Below are 23950 nucleotides of genomic sequence, written 5' to 3'. Positions count from 1 at the left end.
AAGATAGCGCTTCACAAGGGTCGTTTCGCCAACAACCCACTTCCGTATTGCCTATTCCCTACTGGCTACTGCCTATTCCCTTACCCCTACAGCCACCCATTCTTGCGAAACCGCCAGTAAAGAAACGTGCAGATCAGGGCAATTGCCGCTAGGACGGCCGGGTAGCCATATTCCATCCTCAGTTCCGGCATGTCGCTGAAATTCATGCCGTAAATGCCGGCGAATGCCGTGGGCACGGCCAAGATGGCCGCCCATGAGGCAAGCTTCTTGGAAATCGCCGTCTCCTGGCTTTGACCGACCAGAAGGCTCGCCTCGAAGGCGAAAGCGAGAACCTCACGCAGGCTGTCGATCTTTTCCTGGACAGTGCGGATATGGTCGGTGACGTCGCGAAACAGCGGATGCATGGCTGTGTGGATTTGCGGCAGATCGGCGCTGGTCAGCCGCCGGCAGACCTCCACCAGCGGCAGAGCAGCGTTGCGCAGGCGCAAGAGATCGCGGCGCAGCATGTAAAGCCGCTCGATATCGGAGCCGGTCATCGGTTTCAGCAGAACCTTGTCCTCGATCGCCTCGACCTCGTTTTCGATCTGCTCGAGCACGGGCATGTAGTTGTCGACGATGAAATCGAGAATGGCGTAGAGGACAAAATCCTCGCCCTTGGCGAGGGAATGCGGACAGCTTTCCCAGTGCTGGCGAACGGCGGCGTAGGAGGTCGACGGGCCATGCCTGACGCTGACGATATAGCCGGCGCCGACGAACAGATGCGTCTCGCCAAAGGTGACACGGCTGTCGATCAACTGCGCCGTGCGGGCAACGATGAACAGGGCATCGCCATATTGCTCGATCTTCGGCCGTTGGTGCGGATGCTCGGCGTCCTCGATCGCCAGCTCATGCAGATGAAATTGCGCCTGGACGCGCAGTAACAAATTGCGGTCGGGCTCCAGCAGTCCGATCCAGACGACATGGCCCGGCTTCCCGGCCCATTCGCCGGCTTCCTCGATCGGAATGTCGGCGATGCGCCGCCCAGCCGTATAGACGCCGCAAGCGATTATACCCGACATCGGCGGCGCAGGAGCAAACTCGCGGACATATTCCATCGCAGCCTCCTGAAGGCGGGGCCTTCATCGCGGAACCGAGAAGTCAGCGCGTCGAAAGCTTAGCGCAATTTTCGGTCAGGTGGCGAATCCGAAATTCGCATTGGTATCGAGAGACACTCATTTCGCTGGTTGCGTTGCGGGAAGAATAATCTTGTCCGTCTTGTCGCCCTTCGGACGATCGGCCGGCATCTGGTCGCCGGTGACAATATAGTAGATCGTCTCGGCGATGTTGGTGGCGTGGTCGCCGATGCGCTCGATGTTCTTGGCGCAAAACAGGAGATGCGTGCAGGGCGTGATGTTGCGTGGGTCTTCCATCATGTAAGTCAGCAACTCGCGAAACAGCGAGGTGTACATGGCATCGATCTGGTCGTCGCGGTCGCGCACGAAACCGATTTTTTCCACTGACCGCGATGCGTAGACGTCGAGTACTTCCTTGAGCTGTGTCAGCGCCAGATTAGCCAAAGCCTCGAGGCCGCGGAACAGGCTGCTCGGCTGGCGCCCATCAGCGACAGCAACCACTCGCTTGGCGACGTTCTTGCCGAGGTCGCCTACCCGTTCGAGGTCCGCCGAGATGCGGATCGCACCGACGATCTCGCGCAGATCCGTCGCCATCGGCTGGCGCTTGGCGATGATGATGATCGCCTTATCGTCGATCTCGCGCTGCCCCTCATCCAGAACCAGGTCGTCTCGAATGACTTTCTGGGCAAGTCCCGGATCCGCATTGACCAGTGCCGCGACGGCCTGCTCGACCATGCGCTCGGCATGCCCGCCCATCGCCGCGATGCGCTTCGACAGATATTTCAGCTCCTCGTCATAGGCGCTGACGATGTGCACGGACTGCATGGACCAAATGCCTTCCCGGGATCTTGTGGTTGAGTCGCTCCCTCGAATCCCCGCTGATACGCTAGCCGGATGACAGAAAAAAGAAACGGCCCATCATGGGCTAGAGATAGTACTGCGTCAGCGAGCCGGCAAATGGACGGTGAACGCCGCACCCTTGCCGACTTCCGACCAGATGGAGAGCCTGGCGTTGTGCCGGGTCAGGATATGCTTGACGATGGACAGGCCAAGGCCGGTGCCCTTCTGGGTCCGGCTGTTCTCGACGTCGACGCGGTAGAAGCGCTCGGTGATGCGCGGGATGTGTTCTTCGGGAATGCCGGGGCCGAAATCCCTGATAGTGACGTCGATCCCCGGTTCGGTATCGCCGTCGCTGCGCGTGATCGACACCACGACGCGTCCGCCCGACTGGCCATATTTGCAGGCGTTTTCCAGCAGGTTTTCGAAGACTTGGAAAAGCTCGTCCCGATCGCCAGGCACGGCGAGCGGCCCTTCCGCGAAATCACGCTCGATCACGACGCCGTTTTCTTTGGCGAGCGGCCCAAGCGAATCGATGACGCTGTCGATGGCCTGGCGCAGATCGACCTCGGTTCCCAGCTTGAGATAGGGCTTCATCTCCAGCCGTGACAGCGACAGAAGGTCGTCGATGAGGCGCGCCATACGGCTGGTCTGGTTCTGCATGATCTGCAGGAACTGCTCGCGTGCCGCAGGGTCGTTGCGGGCCGGCCCGCGCAGCGTCTCGATGAAGCCGGCAATCGAGGCGAGAGGCGTGCGTAGCTCGTGGCTGGCATTGGCAATGAAGTCGGCGCGCATTCTGTCGATCCGGCGCGCCTCGCTCTGGTCCTTGAACACCAGCACGTAGAGATCCGTGGCGTGACCGACAGAAGACGCGCTCACCCGATAGGCTCGTTCGACCGGCAGCCTTTCTATGTAGTCAACGCTGTCCGACGCGACGTTGCCTGCCAAGATATTATCCAGCAAGGACTGCATTTCCGGCGCGCGGAATTTCAGCGACAGCGACATGCCGGGGGCAATCCCGCCAAAGGCTGCAAAGGCGGCGGCGTTGGCATGGACGATGGCGGCGGAACGATCGAAAATGATCAGCGGATCGGCAACCGCTGCCGCGAGATATTCGCCGGAAAGTTGTTGCAAGCCGCTCGCCTCGACGGCCGCGGCATTTTCGGTCGATTGACGGGCGACGCCGGCCGGCAGTATCACCGCGGCAACCAGCACGGCGCCTGCCAGCAGCACCACATAGCCAGACATGCCGGCAAAACCATAAACGATCAGAACCGCAGCGAAGCCGGCCGCGAGCAGCCAGCGGCTGTTCCACAGCCGCATCGCGACGGCTTGCGCCCTGCCTTTCCGCTCTGTGCCGATATCGGCCATTTGCGCTCCGTCGCCTGCGCTCCGTGTGCGGCCAACGCTCAATAACTTCCTGCTGGACCGACGCTAGAGCGCCGTGCGTCCAATTGGGCGCACAAAGGACGCTCTACCGCTTTATCTGCTGCATCGTTCTTTCCGAAAATCGATTCCGATATTCCGGCCGATGCAGTAAGGCTTCCAATAGCATGAGTCCGGAGGCCGGAAAGGTTCGTCTCGATGAAAAACGCCAAGGAAAGCCCCGCTGCAGCTTCGTCGGGGCCGCTGAAGATCATGATCGACGGCAAGGAGCGGGAGTTCGACATCGAGGCCCCGACGCTTCCCGACTGGATCGAGGACCGCAAGCTCACCGCCGGCGGCTACCCTTACGACAAGAAAATGAAGAGCGAGGAGTATGACGAGAGGTTAGAGAAGCTGCAGATCGAGCTGGTCAAGGCGCAGGCGTGGCTGCAGTCGACAGGCAAGCGGGTAATGTCGCTGTTTGAGGGACGCGACGCTGCCGGCAAGGGCGGCACGATCTTCGTTTTGCGCCAGTATCTGAACCCTCGCACGGCGCGCAACGTGGCGCTGACCAAGCCAACACCCACCGAGCTTGGACAATGGTACTTCCAGCGTTACGTCGACCACTTCCCGACGTCGGGCGAATTCGTCACCTTCGACCGCTCCTGGTACAACCGCGCCGGTGTTGAACCGGTCATGGGATTCTGCACGCCCGAGCAGCACGAGCAATTTCTGGACGAGGTTCCGCATTTCGAGCGGATGATCCGCAACGAAGGCATCCATTTCTTCAAATTCTGGCTGAACATCGGCCGGGAAACACAGCTCGAGCGGTTCCACGACCGTCGCTGGAGTCCGCTGAAGAGCTGGAAGTTTTCCCCGATCGACATCGCCGGCATCACCAAATGGGACGACTACACCAAGGCGCGCGACCTGATGGTGGAACGCACGCACAAGGAGTTCGCGCCCTGGATCATTGTGCGGGCGAACGACAAGCGGCGCGCGCGGCTGGCCGTCATGCAGCGCATTCTCCTGTCGCTTCCCTATGACGGCCGCGATCTCGACGTCATCGGCAAGGTGGACAAGAAGATCATCGGCGAAGGGCCGACTTTCCTCGAAAAATAAGCTCACCTAATCGATCCGCGGCTGTCATGCCGCCAGCCGGGCAATCCGCTGCAGTCGCTTCAGCGTAGTGTCGTCCTGCAGCGCCTGCTGGAAAAGCGAGATCTCCTGGTCGATGCGGTCGCAGAGCGCGCCGGTGTCGCCCCTAAGCAGGTCGCGCGTCTGCTGCAGCGCCGCGACAGGCTTCTTGGCGAGTTGCCTGGCTCTTGCCAACGTGGCCTCCTCGACGCTGGCGTCCGTCACGATCTCGCCGACAAGGCCCAGTGCCCTGGCATCTTCGGCGGCGAGCGTGTCGCCCAGGCAGAAGAAGCGGAACGCCCCGGCATAGCCGAGCTTCTGCGGCGCCAGGATGCTGGTCGCCGCGTCCGGCACCAGGCCGAAATCGACGAACGGCACCCGAAACGTGCTCTTGCTCGAGGCGATCACCATGTCGCAGTGGAACAGGATGGTGCAGCCGACGCCGACGGCGTCGCCGTCGACACAGGCAAGGACCGGTTTCGGGAATGTCGCCAGCGTGCGGAACATATCGGTGACGGCGTCAATCAGTCGCCGATGTTTGGTGGCGTCGAGAAATTCGGAGAAGTCGGCGCCGAGGCAGAAGCACCCGGCCAGGCCGCGTAGGACCACGACGCGGACGTCGTCGTCGGCAGCGGCTTCATGGAATGTCCTGGCCAGGCTTTCATAGGCCAGCCTGTCCAGCACCGGGCGGCCGTCACCCGACGATACCGTGACGATCAGCGTGTGATTGCGGAATTCTGCTTTTGAATGAACGTTCATGGCCTCTCTCCAATCTCACGAGGCGCGTCTCTGTCCGAGCATGTCCGGGTACCCTCTGGCCAGCACCGGCGCAAAGTGGTTGCGGCGCGAACGCACCACGTCGAGCGTGTGCTCGTTGAAGGTGAGCAGTGTGGCAACCACCTGCTGGTTGCCATAGGTACGCTGGTAACCGAGCGGCGTTGCCAGGAAATGCAGCTGCAGCGCGCGAAGCACCCACATCGGCTCGAATTCGATGATAACCTGGTTGACGTTGCGCTTCAGACCCCACTCGACGAAGCCGGCGATCAGCTCCGTGCCGACCGTCGACACGCCGCGCCGGCCGTCGCGGAACCCCGGTGCAACCGCATAGCGGGTCAGTTCATAGACATTCGGGCCCGACGGTGGGGTTCCCTCATAAAGGTCCGCCAGCACATCGGTTAGAAGATGTGCCCGAGTCGTCGGCAACATCCGCTGGTAACCGGCGAGCTCGCCATTGCGGATGACGATCTGGTGCACTGCCTCGTCGTGGTCGAATTGATCGATCTCGAGGCCGTCGGGGCGCTGCAGATCGGTCCATCCCATCTCTTCGACGAAAACTCTGTAACGCAAACGATGAACTGCCTCCCAGAGGTCGGGCCGTTCCATCAATTCCTGGGTCGTGAGGGAAAAAAGCATTTGCCGTCTCCTAGTTTCAATAGGAAGATACGGCCGTGCTTCCCCGAAAAAATTACGCGATCGCGTAGGCAAGAATTTCTAGGCCGGCGCGGCCGACCTAGTTAATATAGCCGCGCCTTATCGCTTCCGCGACGGCCTGGACCCGGTTGACGGCACCGAGTTTGCTTTTGGCGTTAAGAAGGTGTTTCTCTGACGTGTGTTCAGAAATGCCGAGAATTTGTGAAATCTCCCATTCGGACTTCCCAACGGCGGCCCATTGCAGGCATTCGCGCTCACGCGGCGTCAATTCGACATGGTCGATGGTTTTGCCCGCCATAGTGTGGAGCTGCATGGCGCGGCCAATCGCATAAGTCGAGACCAGCGACACAAGCCCGAATTCGGCGCCCGACAATTCGACAGCCTCGCCGCCTAGCGACACCATGACGATCTGGCCATCGAGCGTGATCAGCGGGAAGGCCAATCCGTCGCGCAGCTTGAATTCACCGGCGTCACCCATGACATCGCCGCCGCTCTTGCCGATACGGATGCCCTGAGACGCTTCCCGCCACTGGAATGGCGCTTGAAGCTGCTTCATGTGACTGACGACTGGGTCGTGATCGACATAGTTGCGCGCAACGTAGCGCTCAAGCCATTCGGCCGGCCAGTCGCAAAGCAACACATGGTCCTTTTGCCGATTTCTCGGCGTGCCGGGTTGCGGAACCGTCCCGGCCATGAGCGCCGTCAGCCCGAACCCGCTTGTTACCCCCAGCAGCTTTTCGCAGACGGCGGCCGCTGTACCGGCGTGCTGCAACTGATCTATCAACTCCAGGGTACGATCGAAATGACCCATCGCAACATCTACCCCATGTTGCCTTCCGCTCTTGAGACCAATGGCAGTGATCAACCCGCACTATGCCATCAACCCCGGACTGCAAAGCTGCTCCCTTTGTACGCCCTACCGCTCCTCTTCAGCTGGCATCACACAGTCATTTGCAAACTCACTAAACAATATCCCTAAATCGTCACGATGAAACCAAAAACCGTTGTGCCTGTGTTATTTTCGTACAAAAAACTGTGTTATTTCGTACTAAAGTCGGGGCAAGACCGGACGGAGTCGTCGCGTGGCGTTTCGGCGCATATCCATTTCATTGATTTCGATATTGATCGGAGCGCAATCGCTTGCGGCTGATGCGCTCGCCGCGGAGCCGCAGGTGCCGGTGTTTTGGGACGCCAAGGAGCGGCTGCCTAAGCCGGACCTTTCGATGCTGCCGCGGCTGCGATTCCTGACCACCACGGATTTCCCGCCGTTCAATTTCCTCGATGGGGCAGGCCGGCTGTCGGGCTTCCATGTCGACCTGGCGCGCGCCATCTGCGCCGAGCTCGGCATTGCCGAAAAATGCCAGATCCAGGCGCTGCCCTGGGCCGAGCTCGAAGGTGCGCTCGGGAAAGGCGAAGGCGAAGCGATCATTGCCGGCATCGCCGCAACGCCGGAGTCGCGGTCGAAATACGCATTCTCACGCCCCTACCTGCAATTTCCGGCACGCTTCATCATGCTGAAGACACAGGCGCTGACCGAACCAATGTTCGACAGGCTGCGCAGCAAACGTGTCGGCGTGATAGCCGATTCCGCGCATGAGCGGATGCTGCGCACTTATTTCGGCGACGTCCAAATCGTCCCCTTCGCAAGGCCGGAGGAGCTTTATGGCAAGCTGAAAGCCGGCAAGATCGACGCCGCCTTCGGCGACGGCATGCGTTTCGCCTTCTGGCTCGGCGGCTCCGATGCGGCTGGCTGCTGCCGCTTTGCCGGCGGCCCCTATCTGGCGCCCGAATACCTTGGCTCGGGCATGGCGATCGCCACCAGGGCCGACGATCCGGCACTGGCGGCCGCATTCGACTACGCGCTGCAGGAAATTTCGGTGAAAGGTACGTTCGCCGAGTTCTATCTTCGCTATTTTCCGGTCAGCTTTTTCTGACTGCCGGCTCAGGTCAGCGTGCGAAGGCGCGCCTTGGCGGCTCGCGCGATGGCGGCGACCGTCAGCGCATCGAGATCGAGTTCCCGGCGGACGAGCTGCAGCACGCGCACCTCCTCCAGGCGCATTTCGAGGTCGACGGCCGCAACCTCGAAGGCGGCCGCATAGGCGGTGTCACGCAGCCGTTCGGGCAGCGCCTCGGCGACACGCGCCAGGACGCCCTCCAGCCCGTCCTTTTCCTGCAGCATTTCCTGGCAGGCCTGGGCGACATCGACCAGCCGCTCCTGATTGAAATCCTCAAACACCGGCCAGGATCGAACGACGTCACCGATCCGCGCCAGTTCGATGTCGGTCATGTCGCGGTCCGACGCCGAAGTGATGACCATCAGGTAGATCATGGCTTCGTGTGGCGACAATGGCATTTAGAACTCCTTGAGATGGGTCCCGAAGTTAGGAACGAGGGATCGGCGCCGCAAGGAAAAAGAGCGGCGATCGTTGGCGCTCCGGTCACGCTTTGGAATTTGATCCTCCCGACTAATTGGGACGGGAGCTCTCAATCTTCTTGCCTGATCGCGGTCCTGCCCTGAAACCGGGTTCCACTTTTCGGGATCATGGTCTAGAGCATGCGGCTGCCGGCATGCATGCCGGCAAGTTGCAGGAATAGCATCATGGCCGAACAACAGCCGATCGATCTCAGCCCGGAACTCCTCACTGCCGCCGCCGAAAGCAAGGCGTGGCCGTTCGAGGAAGCGAAAAAGATCGTCGCTCGCTACGCGATCGGCGGCTACCCGGAAACGGTGCTGTTTGAGACCGGCTACGGCCCGTCCGGCCTGCCGCATATCGGCACGTTCGGCGAGGTGGCGCGCACATCTATGGTGCGCCACGCCTTCCGCGTGCTGACTGAAGACAAGGTCAAGACGCGACTGCTGTGCTTCTCCGACGACATGGACGGATTGCGCAAGGTGCCGGACAATGTGCCTAACAAGGACATGCTGCGCGCCTATCTCGGCAAGCCGCTGACCAGGATACCGGACCCTTTCTCCAATGAGTATCCGTCGTTCGGCGCCGCCAATAACGCACGGCTGCGCGCTTTCCTCGACCGTTTCGGCTTCGATTACGAATTCGCTTCCTCGACCGACTATTATACTTCCGGCCGCTTCGACGCGACGCTGCTCAAGATGCTCGAGCGCTTTGATAAGGTGATGGCAATTATGCTGCCGTCGCTGCGCGAGGAGCGGGCGCTGAGTTATTCGCCCTTCCTGCCGATCCATCCCAAGACCGGGATCGTCATGCAAGTCGCGATCGACGAGCGCAAGCTCGACGCCGGCACCATCGTGTGGCGCGATCCGGACACCGGCGAGCGCTTCGAGACGCCGGTGACCGGCGGTCATGCCAAGCTGCAATGGAAGCCCGATTGGGCGATGCGCTGGGCAGCACTCGGCGTCGATTACGAGATGTCCGGCAAGGATCTGATCGATTCCGTCAAGCTCGCCGGGCAGATTTGCCGCGCGCTCGATGCTCCGGCGCCGGAGGGCTTCAATTATGAGCTGTTCCTCGATGAGCACGGCCAGAAGATCTCGAAGTCGAAGGGCAATGGGCTAACCATCGACGAGTGGCTAACTTACGCGCCGACCGAGAGTCTTAGCCTTTATATGTTCCAGCGCCCGCGAACCGCGAAGAAGCTTTATTTCGACGTTATCCCGAAGGCAGTGGACGAGTATTATACGTTCCTCTCTGCCTATCAGAGGCAGGACTGGAAGGAGCGGCTGGGCAATCCGGTCTGGCACATGCATGACGGCAATCCCCCGGCAGTCGACCTGCCGGTTCCGTTCTCGCTGCTGCTCAACCTGGTCAGCGCCTCGAATGCCCAAAACAGGAGCGTGCTGTGGGGTTTCATTTCGCGCCACGCGCCGGGTGTGACGCCGACGACCCATCCCGAGCTCGACCGGCTGGCCGAATATGCCATCCGCTATTTCGACGATTTCGTGAAGCCGGCGAAAGTGTATCGTGCCGCCGACGCGGTCGAGCGCGAGGCGCTGACCAAGCTTTCGGAAGCGCTCGCCGCGCTGCCGGCTAATGCCGACAGCGAGGCGATCCAGAACGCTGCCCTCAATGTTGCGCGCAAGATTGAGCGCTACCAGGATCATTCCAAGCAGAGCCCGGAGGGCGGACCCGGTGTCTCCGTCGCCTTCTTCCAGATGATCTATCAGGTGCTGATAGGTCAGGAACGCGGGCCGCGCTTCGGCTCCTTCGCCGCGCTCTACGGCATCGCCGAAACGCGTGAGCTCATTCGGCGGGCGCTGGCTGGTCAGCTGGCGGCATGAGGGCGCCGTCCTGCTCCTCCAGGATCGAGCTAGGCGCTACAGGCGCGGATCGCGACGCAGCAGCCGGGAGCGGCGGCAGGCCTGAAACGCTCGGCGGCGGCCCGAAGACGCCTTTTTTTGCTGCACGCGCCTTCTCGCCGGCTTCTACGTAAGGGCCGCCCTTGGCGGCGCGCGCCCAGCCATTTTCGACCAGCCATTGGCCGATATCCTGATTGCCGATCCGGCACTCGGCGGCGATCAGATCACGACCGCCTTCGGGCGGCACGGCACAGACCACCGCACGACTGCGGAGAAAGGCGCGGAAGGCCGTTCGCGCCCGAATGCCGCAATTCCAGGACTCGCCGCCGTCGGTGCAAGTCTCCTCCTGCTTGACGATGTCGATACCGGAAACCGCAATCGAATAGCCCTTTGCTTCGATGACCCCGGCGGCCGACGCGACGGGCTGGAATAGTTTCGTGCCTTTCCAGTCGTCGGGCATTTTCGTTTTTGGCGGCTTGGGCGGTCCGGCCAATGCCAGATCGCTCAACGGGGCGCGCGGCTCTATCCGTTCAAGCTCGTTGGAACCAAGCTGCGGCGGCACCACGATTTCTGGATCGATTGCCCTCGAATGCGCGGCCTGCTTGGCCGGCACTGGTTTCGGGATGGCCGACGTAGCCGGCGCGGCGGGCTGAGGTTCAGCGCCGACCTGGATTTGCTCCCAGGCGCCGCCGCTTTCGCTCTGGACGACGCGGCCGCCGGCGACAATTGCCGTGGCCATTGCCGGGATCGCCAGAACAGCCAAGGCAAGGTGAGGCAGACGCACCGGCCCCGCGCCTACTGGCTTGCCCAGACAATCCGCGCCACCCATTCGACATCGCGCATGGGGATGTCGCGGTCCGGGTGATCGGGATTCAGGGAGACCAGCGCGATCGACTTCGGTGTCTGGCGGTCGAGCACCTTGGCCATCACCTCGCCGGCATTGGTCTTGACGACGACGCGATCGCCCTTTCGTGTGGTAGCTCCCGGCTCGACGATGAGGACATCGCCATTGCGGTAGAGCGGCAGCATGGAATCGCCTTGGACCTTCAACGCATAGGAGGTTTCGGTTGCCCGTGCCGGCAATTCGATCAGGTCCCATCCCTGCCCCGCCGGAAACCCGGCATCGTCGAAGAAGCCACCGGCGCCCGCCTGGGCGAAGCCAAGCAGTGGCACCGACGATTTCTGCACAGGCAGTGCGCCGGAATTACCCCGGCCTTCGACCAGTTCTGCAAATTCATCCAGCGAGGCGCCGGTCGCCTCGATGATCTTGGCCAGCGATTCGGTCGACGGCCAGCGCGGCCGCCCATCTGAGGACAGCCGCTTCGATTTGTTGAAGGCGGTCGAGTCGAGGCCAGCGCGCCTGGCCAGTCCGGAGGCCGAAAGCGAATAACGCTCGGCAAGAGCGTCGATGGCGGCCCAAACGCGGTCGTGCGAGAGCACCTTGCTCTCCTTCGAAACAGGAAAAAATACCTTCGCTGTTCTACCTCTTGGCCGCCATCTTGTCCACCGCCGGAGACGGCGTCAGGCCGCCTCCTTGGCCTCGTTCCTGGTATAGGGATCGAAGCGCTCGTAGAAGGTCTCGCCCTTCTCGGCCATGTCGAGCAGCAGCTTCGGCGCCTTGAACTCGGCGCCGTATTTCTTCTGCAGGCGCTTGGCGAGTTTGACGAATTTCTTCGCGCCGATGCCGTCGATGTAGGACAGTGCACCGCCTGTATAGGGTGCGAAGCCGAAGGCCAGGATCGAGCCGACATCGGCCTCGCGTGGGTCGGTAACGATGCCCTCTTCCATGACCCGTACCGCCTCAAGCGCGATGGTGACCAGCAGCCGCTGCTTCAGTTCCTCATAGTCGACCTGCTCCGGCGACAGCTGCGGGTAGAGGTCCCTGAGGCCTGGCCACAGCTTCTTCTTTGCCGGTTTTGCCGGATAGTCATAGAAGCCCTTGCTGTTCTTACGGCCCAAGCGACCATGCGTGTCGACCATCGTGTTGATCAGCGCCATCTGCTTCGGATCGACCGCCTTGTCGCCGAGGTCGCGCATGGTCTGCTTCATGATCTTCTGGGCAAGGTCGATCGCCGTCTCGTCGGTCAACGCCAGAGGACCGACCGGCATGCCAGCGGCTTTCGCCGCATTCTCGATGATCGGCGCCGGAACACCTTCGATCAGCATCTTGTAGGCTTCCGACATGTAGCGCAGTACGCAGCGATTGACGTAAAAACCGCGCGTATCGTTGACGACGATCGGCGTCTTCTTGATGGCGCGGACAAAGTCGATCGCGGTGGCCAGCGCCTTGTCGCCGGTTTTCTTGCCGAGGATGATCTCGACCAGCATCATCTTGTCGACCGGCGAGAAGAAGTGGATGCCGATGAAATTCTTCGGCCGCGCCGAATTCCTGGCCAGCGATGTAATCGGTATGGTCGACGTATTCGAGGCGAAGATCGCCGACGGCTTGAGTACAGCCTCGGCCTGTTCGGTGGCATCCTTCTTGACGGCCGAGTCCTCGAACACCGCCTCGACCACAAGATCGCAGCCGGCAAGATCCGCGTAATCGGCCGTTGGTGTGATCAGCGACAGCAATCGATCCTTGTCCTGCGGCTTGGCACGGCCCTTCTTCACCTGATCCGAGATCAGGGTCTCGGAATGCGCCTTGCCCTTGGCGGCGGACTCCATGTCGCGGTCGAGCAGCACCACCGGAATGCCAGCCTTGGCCGTTACATAGGCGATCCCGGCGCCCATGAAGCCAGCGCCGAGCACGCCGATCTTCTTGAACGTCGTTTCCGGCACACCAGCTGGGCGGCGAGCGCCCTTGTTCAGTTCTTGCAGCGACACGAACAATGAGCGGATCATCGCCGCCGCTTCCCTGGTCTGCATGACCTCGGTGAAGTAGCGTTGCTCGATCCGCAAGGCGGTATCGAACGGCACCAGCAGGCCCTCGTAGACGCATTTCAGGATGGCGGCGGCAGCGGGATAATTGCCATAGGTCTCGCGGCGCAGAATGGCGATAGCCGGCGGCCACAGATTGGCACCTGCCACCGAATAGATCGGAGCGCCGGGCAGCTTGAAGCCCTTTTCATCCCATGGCGCCACCGGTTTCAAGCCGTTCTTGATCATCGCCTTGGCAGTTTCGACCAGCTTGTCCGCCTCGGCAATCTCATGGATCAAGCCCATTGACTTGGCCTTCTGCGGCGACAGCGTCTGGCCGGACGTCAGCATTTGCAGCGCCTGCTGCTGGTCGGTCAGCCGCGGCACGCGCTGGGTGCCGCCGGCGCCTGGAAAAATGCCGATCTTCACTTCCGGAAGCGCCATCCTCACCTGGTCGGAATCGGCCGCGACACGGCCATGGCAGGCGAGCGACAATTCGAACGCGCCGCCCATGCAGGTGCCGTTGATCGCCGAAACCCACGGCTTGCCCGAGGTTTCCAGTTTACGGAACAGGCCATTCATAGCGCCCGCCTTGTCGAACAGCGCCTTGGTCGCCTTCTCCGGGTCCTTCGCCTTGTCGGCGGCGAAGCTCGCCAGCATCTTCTGCAGCATGGTGATGTCAGCGCCGCCCGAGAACGTATCCTTGCCGGAGGTGATCACCGCGCCCTTTATCACTGCATCGCTTGCCACTTTGTCGACGATGGCGTTCAGTTCGCGCATCACCTCCTCGGTGAAGACGTTCATCGAACGGTCCGGCATGTTCCAGGTGACCAGCGCAATGCCGTCGGCGTCGATGTCGAGGGTGAAATTGGTGTAGCTCATCATCTCTCTCCGTCAGACGCGTTCGATGATCGTTGCGGTGCCCATACCGGCGCCGATACAAAGCGTCACCAGCGCGGTGTTGAGGTCACGGCGTTCCAATTCGTCCAGCACCGTACCGAAGATCATCGCACCGGTGGCGCCGAGCGGATGGCCCATGGCGATGGCCCCACCATTGACGTTGATCCGGTCATGCGGAATGTCGAAAGCCTGCATGTAGCGCAGCACCACCGAAGCGAAGGCCTCGTTGAGCTCGAACAAGTCGATGTCCTGCAGCTTCATCTTCGCCCGCTTCAACAGCTTCTCGGTGACGTCGACCGGGCCGGTCAGCATCAGCACCGGTTCGGAGCCGATATTGGCGAACGCACGGATGCGCGCGCGCGGCTTGAGGCCGAGCGTCTTTCCCGCCTTTTTCGAGCCGAGCAGCACGGCCGCCGCGCCGTCGACAATGCCGGAGGAATTGCCGGCATGGTGGACGTGGTTGACCTCTTCCACCTCGGGATGCTTCTGCACGGCGACGGCGTCGAAGCCGCCCATTTCGCCGGGCATGACGAAGGACGGATTGAGCGCGGCCAGCGACTGCATGTCGGTCGAGGGCCGCATGTGCTCGTCATGGTCGAGGATGGTCAGGCCGTTCTGGTCCTTGACCGAGATCACCGAATTCTTGAAGCGGCCCTCTCCCCACGCCTTGGCGGCACGCTTCTGGCTCTCGACCGCATAGGCGTCGACGTCATCGCGCGAAAAGCCGTATTTGGTGGCGATCAGGTCGGCCGATATGCCTTGCGGCACGAACCAGCCGGGCAGGCCGACCGAGGGATCCATGAACCAGGCGCCGCCGGAAGCGCCCATGCCGACGCGCGACATTGATTCGACGCCACCGGCAATGACGATCTCGTCGGCGCCTTGCGCGATCTTGGCGGCCCCGAAATTGATGGCGTCGAGGCCCGAGGCGCAGAAGCGCGATATCTGCATGCCGGGCGCCCTGGTGTCGTAGCCGGCTTCGAAAGCGGCGGCACGTGGAATGACCGCACCCGCCTCGCCAACCGGATCGACGCAGCCGAAGATGATGTCGTCGACGGTGCTAGTGTCCAGCCCGTTGCGGTCGCGGATGGCCTCGAGCACCTTGGCGCCGAGCCGCACCGCCGGCACTTCGTGCAGCGAGCCATCTTTCTTGCCCCTGCCGCGCGGCGTGCGCACGGCATCATAGACATAAGCTTCGGCCATTGGTGATCTCCTGTGATCTAAAATCGGGGCTCGACCACCACTTCGGTCCGCACCGAATTGGCGATGAAACAGGCGTCGTGCGCCTTGTGATGAATACTCTCGATCATAGCCGCATCTGCGTCGCATTCGACGAGCGGCCGAAGGGTGACATGTGTGATGGCTGTGCGCCCCTCAGCATTCTTGGCCATCAGGCCTTCGGCTTCGTCGTGATAAGATCGGACATTGAGCTTAGCGCGTTTTGCCAGATCCAAGAACCAAAGCATGTGGCAAGAAGAAAGCGAAGCGACGAACAGTTCTTCCGGATCGACGATCGTTGCATCGCTAAAAGGTGCCGGCACAATCGACGGCGATGCGGAAGCGGAGATAACCGCGCCACCATCAAAATGAAGTTCATGGACCCGGGAATAGCGGCCGGAAAGGAAATCCTCCCGTGCCCCCGACTTCCAGCGAAGCCCAGCAAAATGCTTCGACATGCGACCTCCTAAAGGCTCCGCCCGATCAGCAATTTCATGATCTCGTTGGTGCCGCCGTAGATGCGCTGGACCCGGGCATCGCGGAACATGCGGGCGATCGGATATTCATTCATGTAGCCATAGCCGCCATGCAATTGAAGGCATTCGTCGACGACTTTTCCTTGCAGGTCTGACAGCCAGTATTTGGCCATCGAAGCCGTCACCGGGTCGAGGCCACCGTTAATATGGCGGGCAACGCAGTCATTGTAGAAGACGCGGCCGATGGTCGCCTCGGTCTTCAATTCGGCAAGCTTGAACTGGGTGTTCTGGAATTCGATGATGGCCTTGCCGAACGCCTTACGCTCCTTGACGTAGTCGATGGTAAGCGCCAGAGCCCGCTCGACCATGGCAATAGCAGTGGTGCCGATCTGCAGCCGCTCCTGCGGCAATTGTTGCATCAACTGGACGAAGCCCTGGCCTTCGTCGTTGCCGAGCAGGTTCGAGGTCGGCACACGTACGTCGTTGAAGAACAGTTCCGACGTGTCGTTGGCCTTGAGGCCGATCTTGTCGAGGTTGCGGCCGCGCTCGAAACCTTCCACCTCGTCAGTCTCGACGACGATCAGCGAGATGCCCTTGGCGCCCTTCTCAGGATCGGTCTTGGCAACGACGATGATGAAATTGGCGAGCTGGCCGTTGGTGATAAAGGTCTTCGAGCCGTTGAGCTTGTACTGGTTGCCGTCCTTTTCGGCGCGCGTCTTGACGCTCTGAAGGTCGGAGCCCGCACCGGGCTCGGTCATGGCGATGGCGCCGATCAGCTCGCCGGTCGCCAGCCTCGGCAGCCATTTCTTCTTCTGCTCGTCCGAGCCGTAATGGAGGATGTAGGGGGCAACGATCGAATTGTGCAGGCCAATGCCGAACCCGTCGACGCCGACATGGCCGATCGCCTCGATGATGGCGCTCTCATGCGCGAAGGTGCCGCCCGATCCGCCATATTCCTCCGGCATAGAGGCACAGAGCAGGCCGGCAGCACCCGCCTTCAGCCAGCTCTCGCGGTCGACCATTTCGTTCTTCTCGAACTCGTCGTAACGCGGCGCGATCTCTTCCGACATGAAGCGGTGCGCCATGTCGTAAAGCATGCCGACCTCGTCCGCCGCCCAGGCGGGCTTGGGAAGGCCAAGGATTTCGGCGGGGTGGGTCATGGTTTCTCCCTCGCGCCGACGTTCCCCTCCCCCTCGAGGGGAGGGTGGCCGCGAAGCGGCCGGGTGGGGTCGCCGATGACTTGCTCGACCTTACCTTTTACAACCTGCGCCATGTGCCACGGCATTGCGATCATTTTCCTCCAAGGCATGCACCAGAATGGAGGTCGGCGCACTGCACGCAGGACCCCTCCCGGCCCTTCGGGCCACCATCCCCTCGAGCGGGAGGGAGACGCCGAACCTAGAACGCTTCCGCCGGCAGTGCCATCAATGTGTCGGCGCCGCTGGAGATGCGGGCAAGATGCGCCGACGTCTCCGGCATGATCCGCTCCATGAAGAAGTGCGCCGTCACCAGCTTGTTGTCGTAGAAGGACGAAGCGCCGTCGGCGCCGTTCGCCAATTTCGCTGCGGCCACCTTGGCCATCTGCGCCCACATATAGCCCAGCGCCACCAGGCCGAAGAGATGCATGTAATCGGTCGAGGCGGCACCGGCGTTATCGGGCTTGGCCATGCCGTTCTGCACCAGCCACATCGTCGCCGTCTGCAGATCGTTGAGGCCCTTCTTCAGCGCCTTGGTGAAGGGCGCCATCGTCTCGTCGGTGCGGTTTTCCTCGCAGAACTCTCCGACTTCCTTAAAGAAAGCCTGGACCGCGCGGCCGCCATTCAAGGCCAGCTTGCGGCCGACGAGGTCGAGCGCCTGGATGCCGTTGGCACCCTCATAGATCATGGCGATGCGCGCATCGCGGACGAACTGGCTCATGCCGTGCTCTTCTATATAGCCGTGGCCGCCGAAGACCTGCTGCGCCATTACCGCATGATCGAACCCCTTGTCGGTGAGCACGCCTTTGACCACCGGCGTCATCAGGCCGGTGTAGTCGTCTGCGACCTGGCGATCTTTGTCGTCACCGGAGCGGTGAGCGATGTCGGACTTGATCGCCGTCCACAGCGCCAGCGCGCGGCCGGCCTCGTTGAAAGCCTTCATGGTCATCAGGCTGCGGCGGATGTCCGGATGGACGATGATCGGATCGGCCTTCCTGTCCGGCGCCTTCGGCCCTGACAGCGAGCGGCCCTGCAGACGATCCTTGGCGTAGGAAACCGCATTCTGGTAGGCAACCTCAGATAGCGAAAGTCCCTGCAGGGCGACGCCAAGCCGCGCCTCATTCATCATGGTGAACATTGCTTTCAGCCCGCCATTGGCCTCGCCAAGCAGCGTGCCTTCAGCGTCGTCGTAATTCATGACGCAGGTCGAGTTGCCATGGATACCCATCTTCTCCTCGATCGAGCCACAGGAGACGGTGTTCTTCTCGCCCGGATTGCCTGAGGCATCGAGCTTGAGCTTCGGCACGATGAACAGCGAGATGCCCTTCACGCCATCCGGCGCGCCCTCGATACGGGCCAGCACCAGGTGGACGATATTGTCCGACATGTCATGCTCGCCGGCCGAGATGAAGATCTTCTGACCGGAGATCCTGTAGGTGCCGTCGCCATTTGGGACGGCCTTGGTGCGCAGCAAGCCAAGATCGGTTCCGCAGTGTGGCTCGGTCAGGTTCATGGTGCCGGTCCAGGCGCCCTCGACCAGCTTCGGCAACCATGTTGCCTTCTGCTCTTTGGTGCCATGGGTGATGATCGCAGCGATCGCGCCTTGCGTCAGGCCGGCATACATCATCAGCGACATATTGGCCGACACCATGTATTCGGCAACCGCAGTGTGCACCGCGTAGGGCAAGCCTTGCCCGCCAAACTCGACAGGTGCCGCGAGCCCCATCCAGCCGCCTTCGCGATACTGGTCGAAAGCTTCCTTGAAGCCTTTCGGCGTCGTTACCGAACCGTCGTCATGGCGCATGCAGCCTTCCACGTCGCCAACGCGGTTCAGCGGCTGCATCACGTTTTCGGCGAGCTTCGCGCCCTCGGCAAGGATGGCCTCGAGCACATCCGGCGTCGCGTCGGAAAATCCGGGAAGATTGGAATAACGCCGATATCCCAGCACTTCGTTCAGCACGAACAGCGTGTCCCGGACCGGCGCTCTGTAGATCGGCATGCGTTTCCTCCACCATGCGGTCTTGGCCCCGAAATCAGCCCCAGCATATGAGGATGGCAGACGGACCAACGTTGTGGTCGAGATAACAAATATTGACGTTTGCGTAAACGTCAATTCGGCGGTGCGTCAAATTTTCCCCCGCGCGCCAGGACGACAAACGACAAAGCACGGCAAACGACGAAGAACCGCGCAGCGAAAGCCACGCGGCTCTTATTCGTCACAAATCGAAAGCTTAGTTTAGCTCGCTACGCTGGCCTGCGGCGTCGAGCGCTCGATCAGCATTTGCCGGACGGTCGACATCGAAGCACTCAGTTCGCTGATGGCGTCGTCGATCAGCGCCCGCTGCTTCTGCAGACGGGCAAGCTGCTTCTCCGACTTGTCGAGCGCCAGCCGCAATTGCTTGGTGTTGGAGCCGTTCGGATCATAGAGGTCCATCATCTGCTTGACGTCGCGCAGCGAGAACCCGACCTTGCGGCCAAGCAGGATCAGCTTCAGCCGGGCCCTGTCGCGGCGTGTATAGAGACGGGTCGAGCCGTCGCGCTGCGGGTTGAGCAGACCCTTGTCCTCATAGAAACGCAGCGTACGCAGCGTCACTCCGTATTTCTTGGCCATTTCGCCGATGCGGACAAGCTCTTCACCGGCTTCGCTCGACATATCGTTGGTGTTGGCCGCGGCTTGGCCGGGCGAAATAAGTTTCATGGTCACTGGCTTTCCCCGTCTGGTGGCGTCGCGGTCGCGGACCTTGCGTCGCCTGAGTGAAAGCGGGGGCGTGCTTCCACTCGTGGTTTCAACAAACAAATCGCAAACGGCGTAATCCGCTCATTTACGTTTACGTCAATTCTATATCGATAGCCGCCTCACCACGCAAGAGCGTTCTGGTCTTGCAACTTTATGCCGCAGCACCAGCGGACAACCTAAAAGGTCGTTGCCGATTTCGGGAGCGATCATGCGGCTGATCAAAATTCTACAACGTCTTTTGCGCGTCCAAAAAAGACACCCGGCGCCGTCGGCGGCCAGCCGACAAAGTTGCAACTTCTTAAGCTTGGTTAACGCGTTGTTTACCACGTTGGGGCGAAATGTGCGCATGTCGGTTACCCGTGTCTATCCTGTACTGAATTTTTCACGGTTTTTCGGAGCGCGGATGAGACCCGGGAAGCTCGTCTTCCACTGCAACAAGCCAAGCAGTCGCCTTCGTCCCGGCAGGACTTTGGGAACCTGGTGAAAGCCAGCAATTCTGAAACGGGCGCATTGATGAACAGCAAGCGGTCCTACCTCGATACACTCAACGCCGGCAGGCAACGCCGGCCGCACACGACGCTTGAAGAGCTCAACCGCTCCCTGGAAACTCTGGAGCAGCGGCTGGAGCGGACGCGCGAGGAGACGGCAAGCCACCCCGATCCGCGCCGACCAGCGGCAGAACCACGCTATCCCAGCGCCCAACCCTATGGCCAGCAGCGCCGGTATGAGAATCCACGCGCGCAGCGGCCGAAAGGTCCAGCAGCGGCTTTCGACCAGAATTATCAGGCGATCGCCCACGATATCGACCGGGTACGCGGCCAGGAGGACAGCGTCGCCCTAGCCGGCAAGATCGCCGGGGAATTGCGCGGCCTGCGCGAAGACTTGCGCCAGCAGATGACCTCCGGCCTGCAACGCGAGTTCGAGGTACTGCGCAAGAATATTGGGCGAGCCTTCCAGTCAAATGGCGGCGGCAAAGGCAGCGCCGAACTCAGCGTCGAATTCGAGCGGCTTTCCGGCGCCATCCAGACACTGGCCGAAAAAAGCGACGACAGAAGCGTCAATATGCTGCGGCTCGAGCTTGAGCAGGTCAAGGCCGCGCTCGATACGCTAGCGCGCGAGGAGAGCGTGCAGGCGGTCGGCCGCCGCTGGGACGAATTCGACCGCCGCTGGAATGCCTTCGAGGACCGCGTCGACGCCGATCAGCGCAAGCGCTCCGACGCGCCCGGCCTGTCGGCGCTGACGGAGCGGCTCGAACAGATCAGCAATGCCGTCAGCAATCTCCCGGAATCGCTGTCGCTGCGCTCGCTCGAAGAAAAGGTCCGCACGCTTGCCGGAGCGGTCGACCATTTCGCCCGCCAGCAGGACAATCGCGGCAGCGACACATTCAGCCAGATCGACGAGCGGCTCGACGAGATTTCCCGCGCGATCGTCGCCTCGACGGTTGCCGCGCAAGCCAATTCGTTCGACCCCGAGCCCTTCGAACGCATCGAGAAGCGGATCGATTCACTGGCCCAGCAAATCGAAGAAGTGTCGCAGGACCGTCCGGGCCGGGAGGTCATCGACCGTCTCAACACATTGTCGAGCCGCATGGATGAACTGGCCGGCCGAGCCAATCTGCCGGAACAGGCGATGGAACGCCTTGCCAGGCAAATCGCGCTTATCTCCGACAAGATCGACCACGCACCGGCCATGCCCGACGCCGATTACATCTTCCAGGGGCTCGAACAGCGCTTCGACGTGCTGTCCAGCATGATGGAACGTCGCCAGGGCGACGCCATCGAACAAGGCAACATGCTGTTTCGCGACCTCGAGCGCCGGTTGGACGAGGTCGCCGACAGGCTGGACCAGCGCATGCCGCAGGTCGACAACGCCGACATCATGGATGCCATCGACGCCCGCTTCACCGCACTGGCCAAGCGGATGGAGACACGCGTTCCAGATCCCGCCAACGAGGCGGCGATCCGCGGCCTGGAGAGCCGGCTCGAAGACATCTCAAGCCGGCTGGATTCGTCCGCCGCACAAGTCGCCAGCATCGACCCGGCTTTGATCCGCAGCCTCGAAGCGCAGGTGGCCGGCCTGACGGCGCATCTTTCCAAGCCCGGCACGCCGCTGCCGGAATTCGACGACATCAGCCCGCGTCTCAACGAAATCGAGAAATCGCTGGCCGGAACCCGCGATTCCATCCTCGGCGCGGCGCGCGAGGCGGCCGAGAGTGCCGTCCGCTCGCTGGCCGGATCAAGCGCCAACACAGCGGCCGTTACCGGCCTCGCCCAGGACCTGAAGACGCTCGAGGCGCTGACGCGTCGTTCGGACGAGCGCAATTCGAGAACGTTCGAGGCTATCCACGATACGCTGCTCAAGATCGTTGACAGGCTTGGTTCACTGGAGACCGGCGAACCGGCAAGCGCCGAGTTGAGCAAACGCTCCGGCCGGGCATCCAAGATATCGGTGCAGGACGCACCGTCGATGGACATCGACCAGTCGCTGCCGTTGACGGGCAACATGGCCGATCTCGACGGCCGCGCCGCGGCGCTCGTGCGCGGAGAGCCAGGTCCGCGAACGCCGGCCGAGGCCGCCGCCGCAGCAGCACTGGCTGCTCTCGGTTCAGACACGACACGTGAAAAGAACGAACAAGGCGGCGGCAGGAAATCGATGTTAGGCGGGCTGGCGCGCGCCTTGAAGGGCAAGAAGGAGGCTGAGACGCCGCCGCTTGCAGGCTCGGCGCCGAGCGCCGAGATACCGAGCGTCGATCTCGACGAGCCCCTCGACCCCAAGCTCGCCAACCGGCCACTGGAACCCGGCTCCGGCGCACCCGACCTCAGTGCCATCATGAAGCGCGTGCGCGACGAGCGCGGGCAGCCGGCCAGGGAAGGCAGCGCCGAGGCGGCGAAATCGGACTTCATCGCGGCAGCCAGAAGGGCCGCGCAAGCGGCGGCCGCCGAGGCGGACGCCCTCAAGCGCCAGTCGACGATGAAAGGCCCGGTCAAGGCACTCAGGATCGGCGACCTGCTCAAGGCGCGGCGCAAGCCGATCCTGATGGGGGCAATCGCCATCATGCTGGCGCTTGCCGGCCTGCAACTGGGCAAAGCCTTCTTCTCCGAGCCGGTCGAAGTCGCCGACAATGAGGCGGCGCCGGCCGTGGCCGTTCAGCCGGTGGAAACCGCCTCAGCCAGCGTTGCCAGCGAGCCGAAGGCGGACGCGCAGACAACAACACAGGAGAGCGAGCCGTCGCCCACCGTCAGGCAGGCCGAGCCATCCGCATCGATGACCAAGGACGACACTGCGGCGCAAACCGGCCCCGCCACATCGGCAGCCGAGGCATCGACGGCGCCCTCGGCCTCCGCGGCGTCTGCTGACCTGGCGGCGCCAGACACCACGGCCGCAGTGCCCGCGCCGGCAGCGGCGACGGCCAGCGACGCCGCGCCATTGGCCGCCGCGCCTGCTATAGCCACCGCTGCGACGGAGGACAGGACCGGCACTGTGCCGCCGGCGGATGCTGCCCCGGCAGGCGTTGCCAAGATCGAAGTTCCGGCCGATGCCGGTCCGGCCGCCCTGCGCGACGCAGCGGCCGGCGGCGACGCCAAGGCGCTGTTCGAGATCGGCTCGCGCTACGCCGAGTCGCGCAGTGTCAAGGAAGACGTGGCGGCGGCGGCCAAATGGTATGAGAAAGCTGCCGACCTCGGTTTCGCACCGGCAGAATACCGCATCGGCAATTTCTACGAGAAGGGCATCGGCGTCGCACGCGACATCAAGAAAGCGAAGACCTGGTACCAGCTTGCCGCAGAGCAGGGCAATGCCAGCGCAATGCACAATCTTGCTGTGCTGTTTGCGATGGCGGCGGACGGCGTGACCGACAACGAATCGGCAGCACGCTGGTTCCAGGCGGCGGCGGATCTCGGCGTCAAGGACAGCCAGTTCAACCTCGGCATCCTCGCGGCGAAGGGTGTCGGCATGAAGCAGAATCTCGAGGAGAGCTATAAATGGTTCGCGCTCGTCGCCAAGACCGGCGACAAGGATGCAGCGGCCAAGCGCGACGAGATCGCCAAGGCGCTGAGGCCCGAGCAGTTGGAGCGTGCGCGGGCCGCGGCTGAACTGTGGAAAGCCAAGCCGCTCGATCCAGCCGCCAATTCGGCCGACATTCCTGAATCGTGGCAGGACGGCACACCGCAGACCACCGCCGGCATCGATATGAAGAAAGCGGTCCAGAACATCCAGCGCATTCTCAACAAGAACGGCTACGAGGCCGGCAATCCCGACGGCATGATGGGCCTGAAAACCAAGAACGCAATCATGGCCTTCCAGGCCGACAACGATATGAGGGCAACCGGCGCGATCGACGAAAAGCTGGTCAAGGCGCTGCTCGCGCGTAAATAACGGCGGATGCGTCGTTTCCGCGACGCCCTTGCCAC

Annotated in this window: 19 protein-coding genes; 4 read left to right on the top strand and 15 right to left on the bottom strand. The window is 62.0% G+C overall.

The annotated features are described in order from the left end of the window. Positions 1-86 precede the first annotated feature (86 nt). From NKH50_RS10680 to NKH50_RS10670, 3 genes are all read right to left on the bottom strand, one after another. Positions 87-1094 (bottom strand): magnesium and cobalt transport protein CorA, encoded by a 1008-nt coding sequence (locus NKH50_RS10680; RefSeq protein WP_023677347.1) that lies wholly within the window; start codon positions 1092-1094, stop codon positions 87-89. 117 nt (positions 1095-1211) lie between these two features. After that, positions 1212-1937: a phosphate signaling complex protein PhoU gene (gene phoU / locus NKH50_RS10675; RefSeq protein ID WP_254816325.1), complete on the bottom strand. Its 726-nt coding sequence runs from the start codon at positions 1935-1937 to the stop codon at positions 1212-1214. A 117-nt stretch (positions 1938-2054) separates the two neighbouring features. Next, on the bottom strand, positions 2055-3320 hold the full coding sequence (locus tag NKH50_RS10670; RefSeq protein ID WP_352878485.1) for a sensor histidine kinase: 1266 nt from the start codon (positions 3318-3320) through the stop codon (positions 2055-2057). A gap of 213 nt (positions 3321-3533) precedes the next feature. On the opposite strand from NKH50_RS10670, the gene ppk2 reads away from it, so the two are divergent. Then, on the top strand, positions 3534-4436 hold the full coding sequence (gene ppk2, locus NKH50_RS10665) for a polyphosphate kinase 2 (RefSeq protein WP_352475928.1): 903 nt from the start codon (positions 3534-3536) through the stop codon (positions 4434-4436). A 24-nt stretch (positions 4437-4460) separates the two neighbouring features. On the opposite strand, the gene NKH50_RS10660 is transcribed toward ppk2, so the two are convergent. The 3 genes from NKH50_RS10660 to NKH50_RS10650 all read right to left on the bottom strand — a co-directional run bounded on the left by NKH50_RS10660 (position 4461) and on the right by NKH50_RS10650 (position 6693). Further along, positions 4461-5210, bottom strand: a complete 750-nt coding sequence (locus tag NKH50_RS10660; RefSeq protein ID WP_352702289.1) for an enoyl-CoA hydratase-related protein — start codon at positions 5208-5210, stop codon at positions 4461-4463. A 15-nt stretch (positions 5211-5225) separates the two neighbouring features. Further along, positions 5226-5864, bottom strand: a complete 639-nt coding sequence (locus tag NKH50_RS10655) for an acyl-homoserine-lactone synthase (protein WP_023677342.1) — start codon at positions 5862-5864, stop codon at positions 5226-5228. Between the two features lie 97 nt (positions 5865-5961). Next, a complete protein-coding gene (locus NKH50_RS10650) occupies positions 5962-6693 on the bottom strand; it encodes a helix-turn-helix transcriptional regulator (protein WP_254816321.1) in 732 nt (243 codons plus the stop codon). Positions 6694-6964: 271 nt separating this feature from the next. Here NKH50_RS10650 and NKH50_RS10645 point away from each other — a divergent pair, with 271 nt between their 5' ends. Further along, positions 6965-7816 (top strand): ABC transporter substrate-binding protein, encoded by an 852-nt coding sequence (locus NKH50_RS10645; RefSeq protein WP_352644333.1) that lies wholly within the window; start codon positions 6965-6967, stop codon positions 7814-7816. 8 nt (positions 7817-7824) lie between these two features. Here NKH50_RS10645 and NKH50_RS10640 read toward each other — a convergent pair whose 3' ends face one another. Beyond that, the gene (locus tag NKH50_RS10640) at positions 7825-8235 is read right to left on the bottom strand and encodes a tellurite resistance TerB family protein (RefSeq protein WP_352506179.1); all 411 of its coding nucleotides are present in this window, start codon (positions 8233-8235) and stop codon (positions 7825-7827) included. 246 nt (positions 8236-8481) lie between these two features. Here NKH50_RS10640 and NKH50_RS10635 point away from each other — a divergent pair, with 246 nt between their 5' ends. Beyond that, positions 8482-10137, top strand: a complete 1656-nt coding sequence (locus NKH50_RS10635; protein ID WP_352878481.1) for a lysine--tRNA ligase — start codon at positions 8482-8484, stop codon at positions 10135-10137. Here NKH50_RS10635 and NKH50_RS10630 read toward each other — a convergent pair. The 8 genes from NKH50_RS10630 to NKH50_RS10595 form a co-directional block, all read right to left on the bottom strand. Beyond that, positions 10100-10939 carry a thermonuclease family protein gene (locus tag NKH50_RS10630; RefSeq protein ID WP_352878479.1) on the bottom strand — a complete coding sequence of 280 codons (840 nt, stop codon included), beginning with the start codon at positions 10937-10939 and terminating at the stop codon, positions 10100-10102. The two genes, NKH50_RS10635 and NKH50_RS10630, sit on opposite strands and share 38 nt — an antisense overlap. Before the next feature lie 11 nt (positions 10940-10950). Next, complete coding sequence (locus NKH50_RS10625; protein ID WP_352702294.1) at positions 10951-11595, bottom strand: S24 family peptidase; 645 nt, start codon at positions 11593-11595, stop codon at positions 10951-10953. Between the two features lie 81 nt (positions 11596-11676). Then, on the bottom strand, positions 11677-13896 hold the full coding sequence (locus NKH50_RS10620) for a 3-hydroxyacyl-CoA dehydrogenase NAD-binding domain-containing protein (RefSeq protein WP_352878476.1): 2220 nt from the start codon (positions 13894-13896) through the stop codon (positions 11677-11679). A 12-nt stretch (positions 13897-13908) separates the two neighbouring features. After that, on the bottom strand, positions 13909-15117 hold the full coding sequence (locus NKH50_RS10615; protein WP_352878473.1) for an acetyl-CoA C-acetyltransferase: 1209 nt from the start codon (positions 15115-15117) through the stop codon (positions 13909-13911). A gap of 17 nt (positions 15118-15134) precedes the next feature. Further along, positions 15135-15590, bottom strand: coding sequence for an OsmC family protein (locus NKH50_RS10610; protein WP_254816313.1), 456 nt, complete (start codon positions 15588-15590; stop codon positions 15135-15137). Positions 15591-15598: 8 nt separating this feature from the next. Continuing rightward, entirely contained in the window at positions 15599-16768 is a 1170-nt protein-coding gene (locus tag NKH50_RS10605) for an acyl-CoA dehydrogenase family protein (protein ID WP_352878471.1), read from the bottom strand. Positions 16769-17006: 238 nt separating this feature from the next. Further along, entirely contained in the window at positions 17007-18803 is a 1797-nt protein-coding gene (locus tag NKH50_RS10600) for an acyl-CoA dehydrogenase (protein WP_352589117.1), read from the bottom strand. Positions 18804-19040: 237 nt separating this feature from the next. Further along, a complete protein-coding gene (locus tag NKH50_RS10595; RefSeq protein ID WP_023677331.1) occupies positions 19041-19502 on the bottom strand; it encodes a MerR family transcriptional regulator in 462 nt (153 codons plus the stop codon). 552 nt (positions 19503-20054) lie between these two features. Here NKH50_RS10595 and NKH50_RS10590 point away from each other — a divergent pair. After that, positions 20055-23915 carry a peptidoglycan-binding protein gene (locus NKH50_RS10590; protein ID WP_352878467.1) on the top strand — a complete coding sequence of 1287 codons (3861 nt, stop codon included), beginning with the start codon at positions 20055-20057 and terminating at the stop codon, positions 23913-23915. Positions 23916-23950 lie beyond the last annotated feature (35 nt).

The sequence above is a fragment of the Mesorhizobium sp. M1027 genome (genome assembly GCF_040318745.1).
Lineage (GTDB): Bacteria > Pseudomonadota > Alphaproteobacteria > Rhizobiales > Rhizobiaceae > Mesorhizobium.
This window is presented reverse-complemented; position numbering and strand designations above follow the sequence as displayed.

Bases quoted from the DNA above. Each gene is read 5' to 3' on its own strand.
- NKH50_RS10655 (WP_023677342.1), bottom strand. From the start codon at position 5,864: ATGCTTTTTTCCCTCACGACCCAGGAATTGATGGAACGGCCCGACCTC.
- NKH50_RS10600 (WP_352589117.1), bottom strand. From the start codon at position 18,803: ATGCCGATCTACAGAGCGCCGGTCCGGGACACGCTGTTCGTGCTGAAC.
- NKH50_RS10660 (WP_352702289.1), bottom strand. From the start codon at position 5,210: ATGAACGTTCATTCAAAAGCAGAATTCCGCAATCACACGCTGATCGTC.
- NKH50_RS10590 (WP_352878467.1), top strand. From the start codon at position 20,055: ATGAACAGCAAGCGGTCCTACCTCGATACACTCAACGCCGGCAGGCAA.
- NKH50_RS10620 (WP_352878476.1), bottom strand. From the start codon at position 13,896: ATGAGCTACACCAATTTCACCCTCGACATCGACGCCGACGGCATTGCG.
- NKH50_RS10635 (WP_352878481.1), top strand. From the start codon at position 8,482: ATGGCCGAACAACAGCCGATCGATCTCAGCCCGGAACTCCTCACTGCC.
- NKH50_RS10615 (WP_352878473.1), bottom strand. From the start codon at position 15,117: ATGGCCGAAGCTTATGTCTATGATGCCGTGCGCACGCCGCGCGGCAGG.
- NKH50_RS10605 (WP_352878471.1), bottom strand. From the start codon at position 16,768: ATGACCCACCCCGCCGAAATCCTTGGCCTTCCCAAGCCCGCCTGGGCG.
- NKH50_RS10640 (WP_352506179.1), bottom strand. From the start codon at position 8,235: ATGCCATTGTCGCCACACGAAGCCATGATCTACCTGATGGTCATCACT.
- NKH50_RS10650 (WP_254816321.1), bottom strand. From the start codon at position 6,693: ATGGGTCATTTCGATCGTACCCTGGAGTTGATAGATCAGTTGCAGCAC.
- NKH50_RS10680 (WP_023677347.1), bottom strand. From the start codon at position 1,094: ATGGAATATGTCCGCGAGTTTGCTCCTGCGCCGCCGATGTCGGGTATA.
- NKH50_RS10595 (WP_023677331.1), bottom strand. From the start codon at position 19,502: ATGAAACTTATTTCGCCCGGCCAAGCCGCGGCCAACACCAACGATATG.
- NKH50_RS10610 (WP_254816313.1), bottom strand. From the start codon at position 15,590: ATGTCGAAGCATTTTGCTGGGCTTCGCTGGAAGTCGGGGGCACGGGAG.
- NKH50_RS10670 (WP_352878485.1), bottom strand. From the start codon at position 3,320: ATGGCCGATATCGGCACAGAGCGGAAAGGCAGGGCGCAAGCCGTCGCG.
- ppk2 (WP_352475928.1), top strand. From the start codon at position 3,534: ATGAAAAACGCCAAGGAAAGCCCCGCTGCAGCTTCGTCGGGGCCGCTG.
- phoU (WP_254816325.1), bottom strand. From the start codon at position 1,937: ATGCAGTCCGTGCACATCGTCAGCGCCTATGACGAGGAGCTGAAATAT.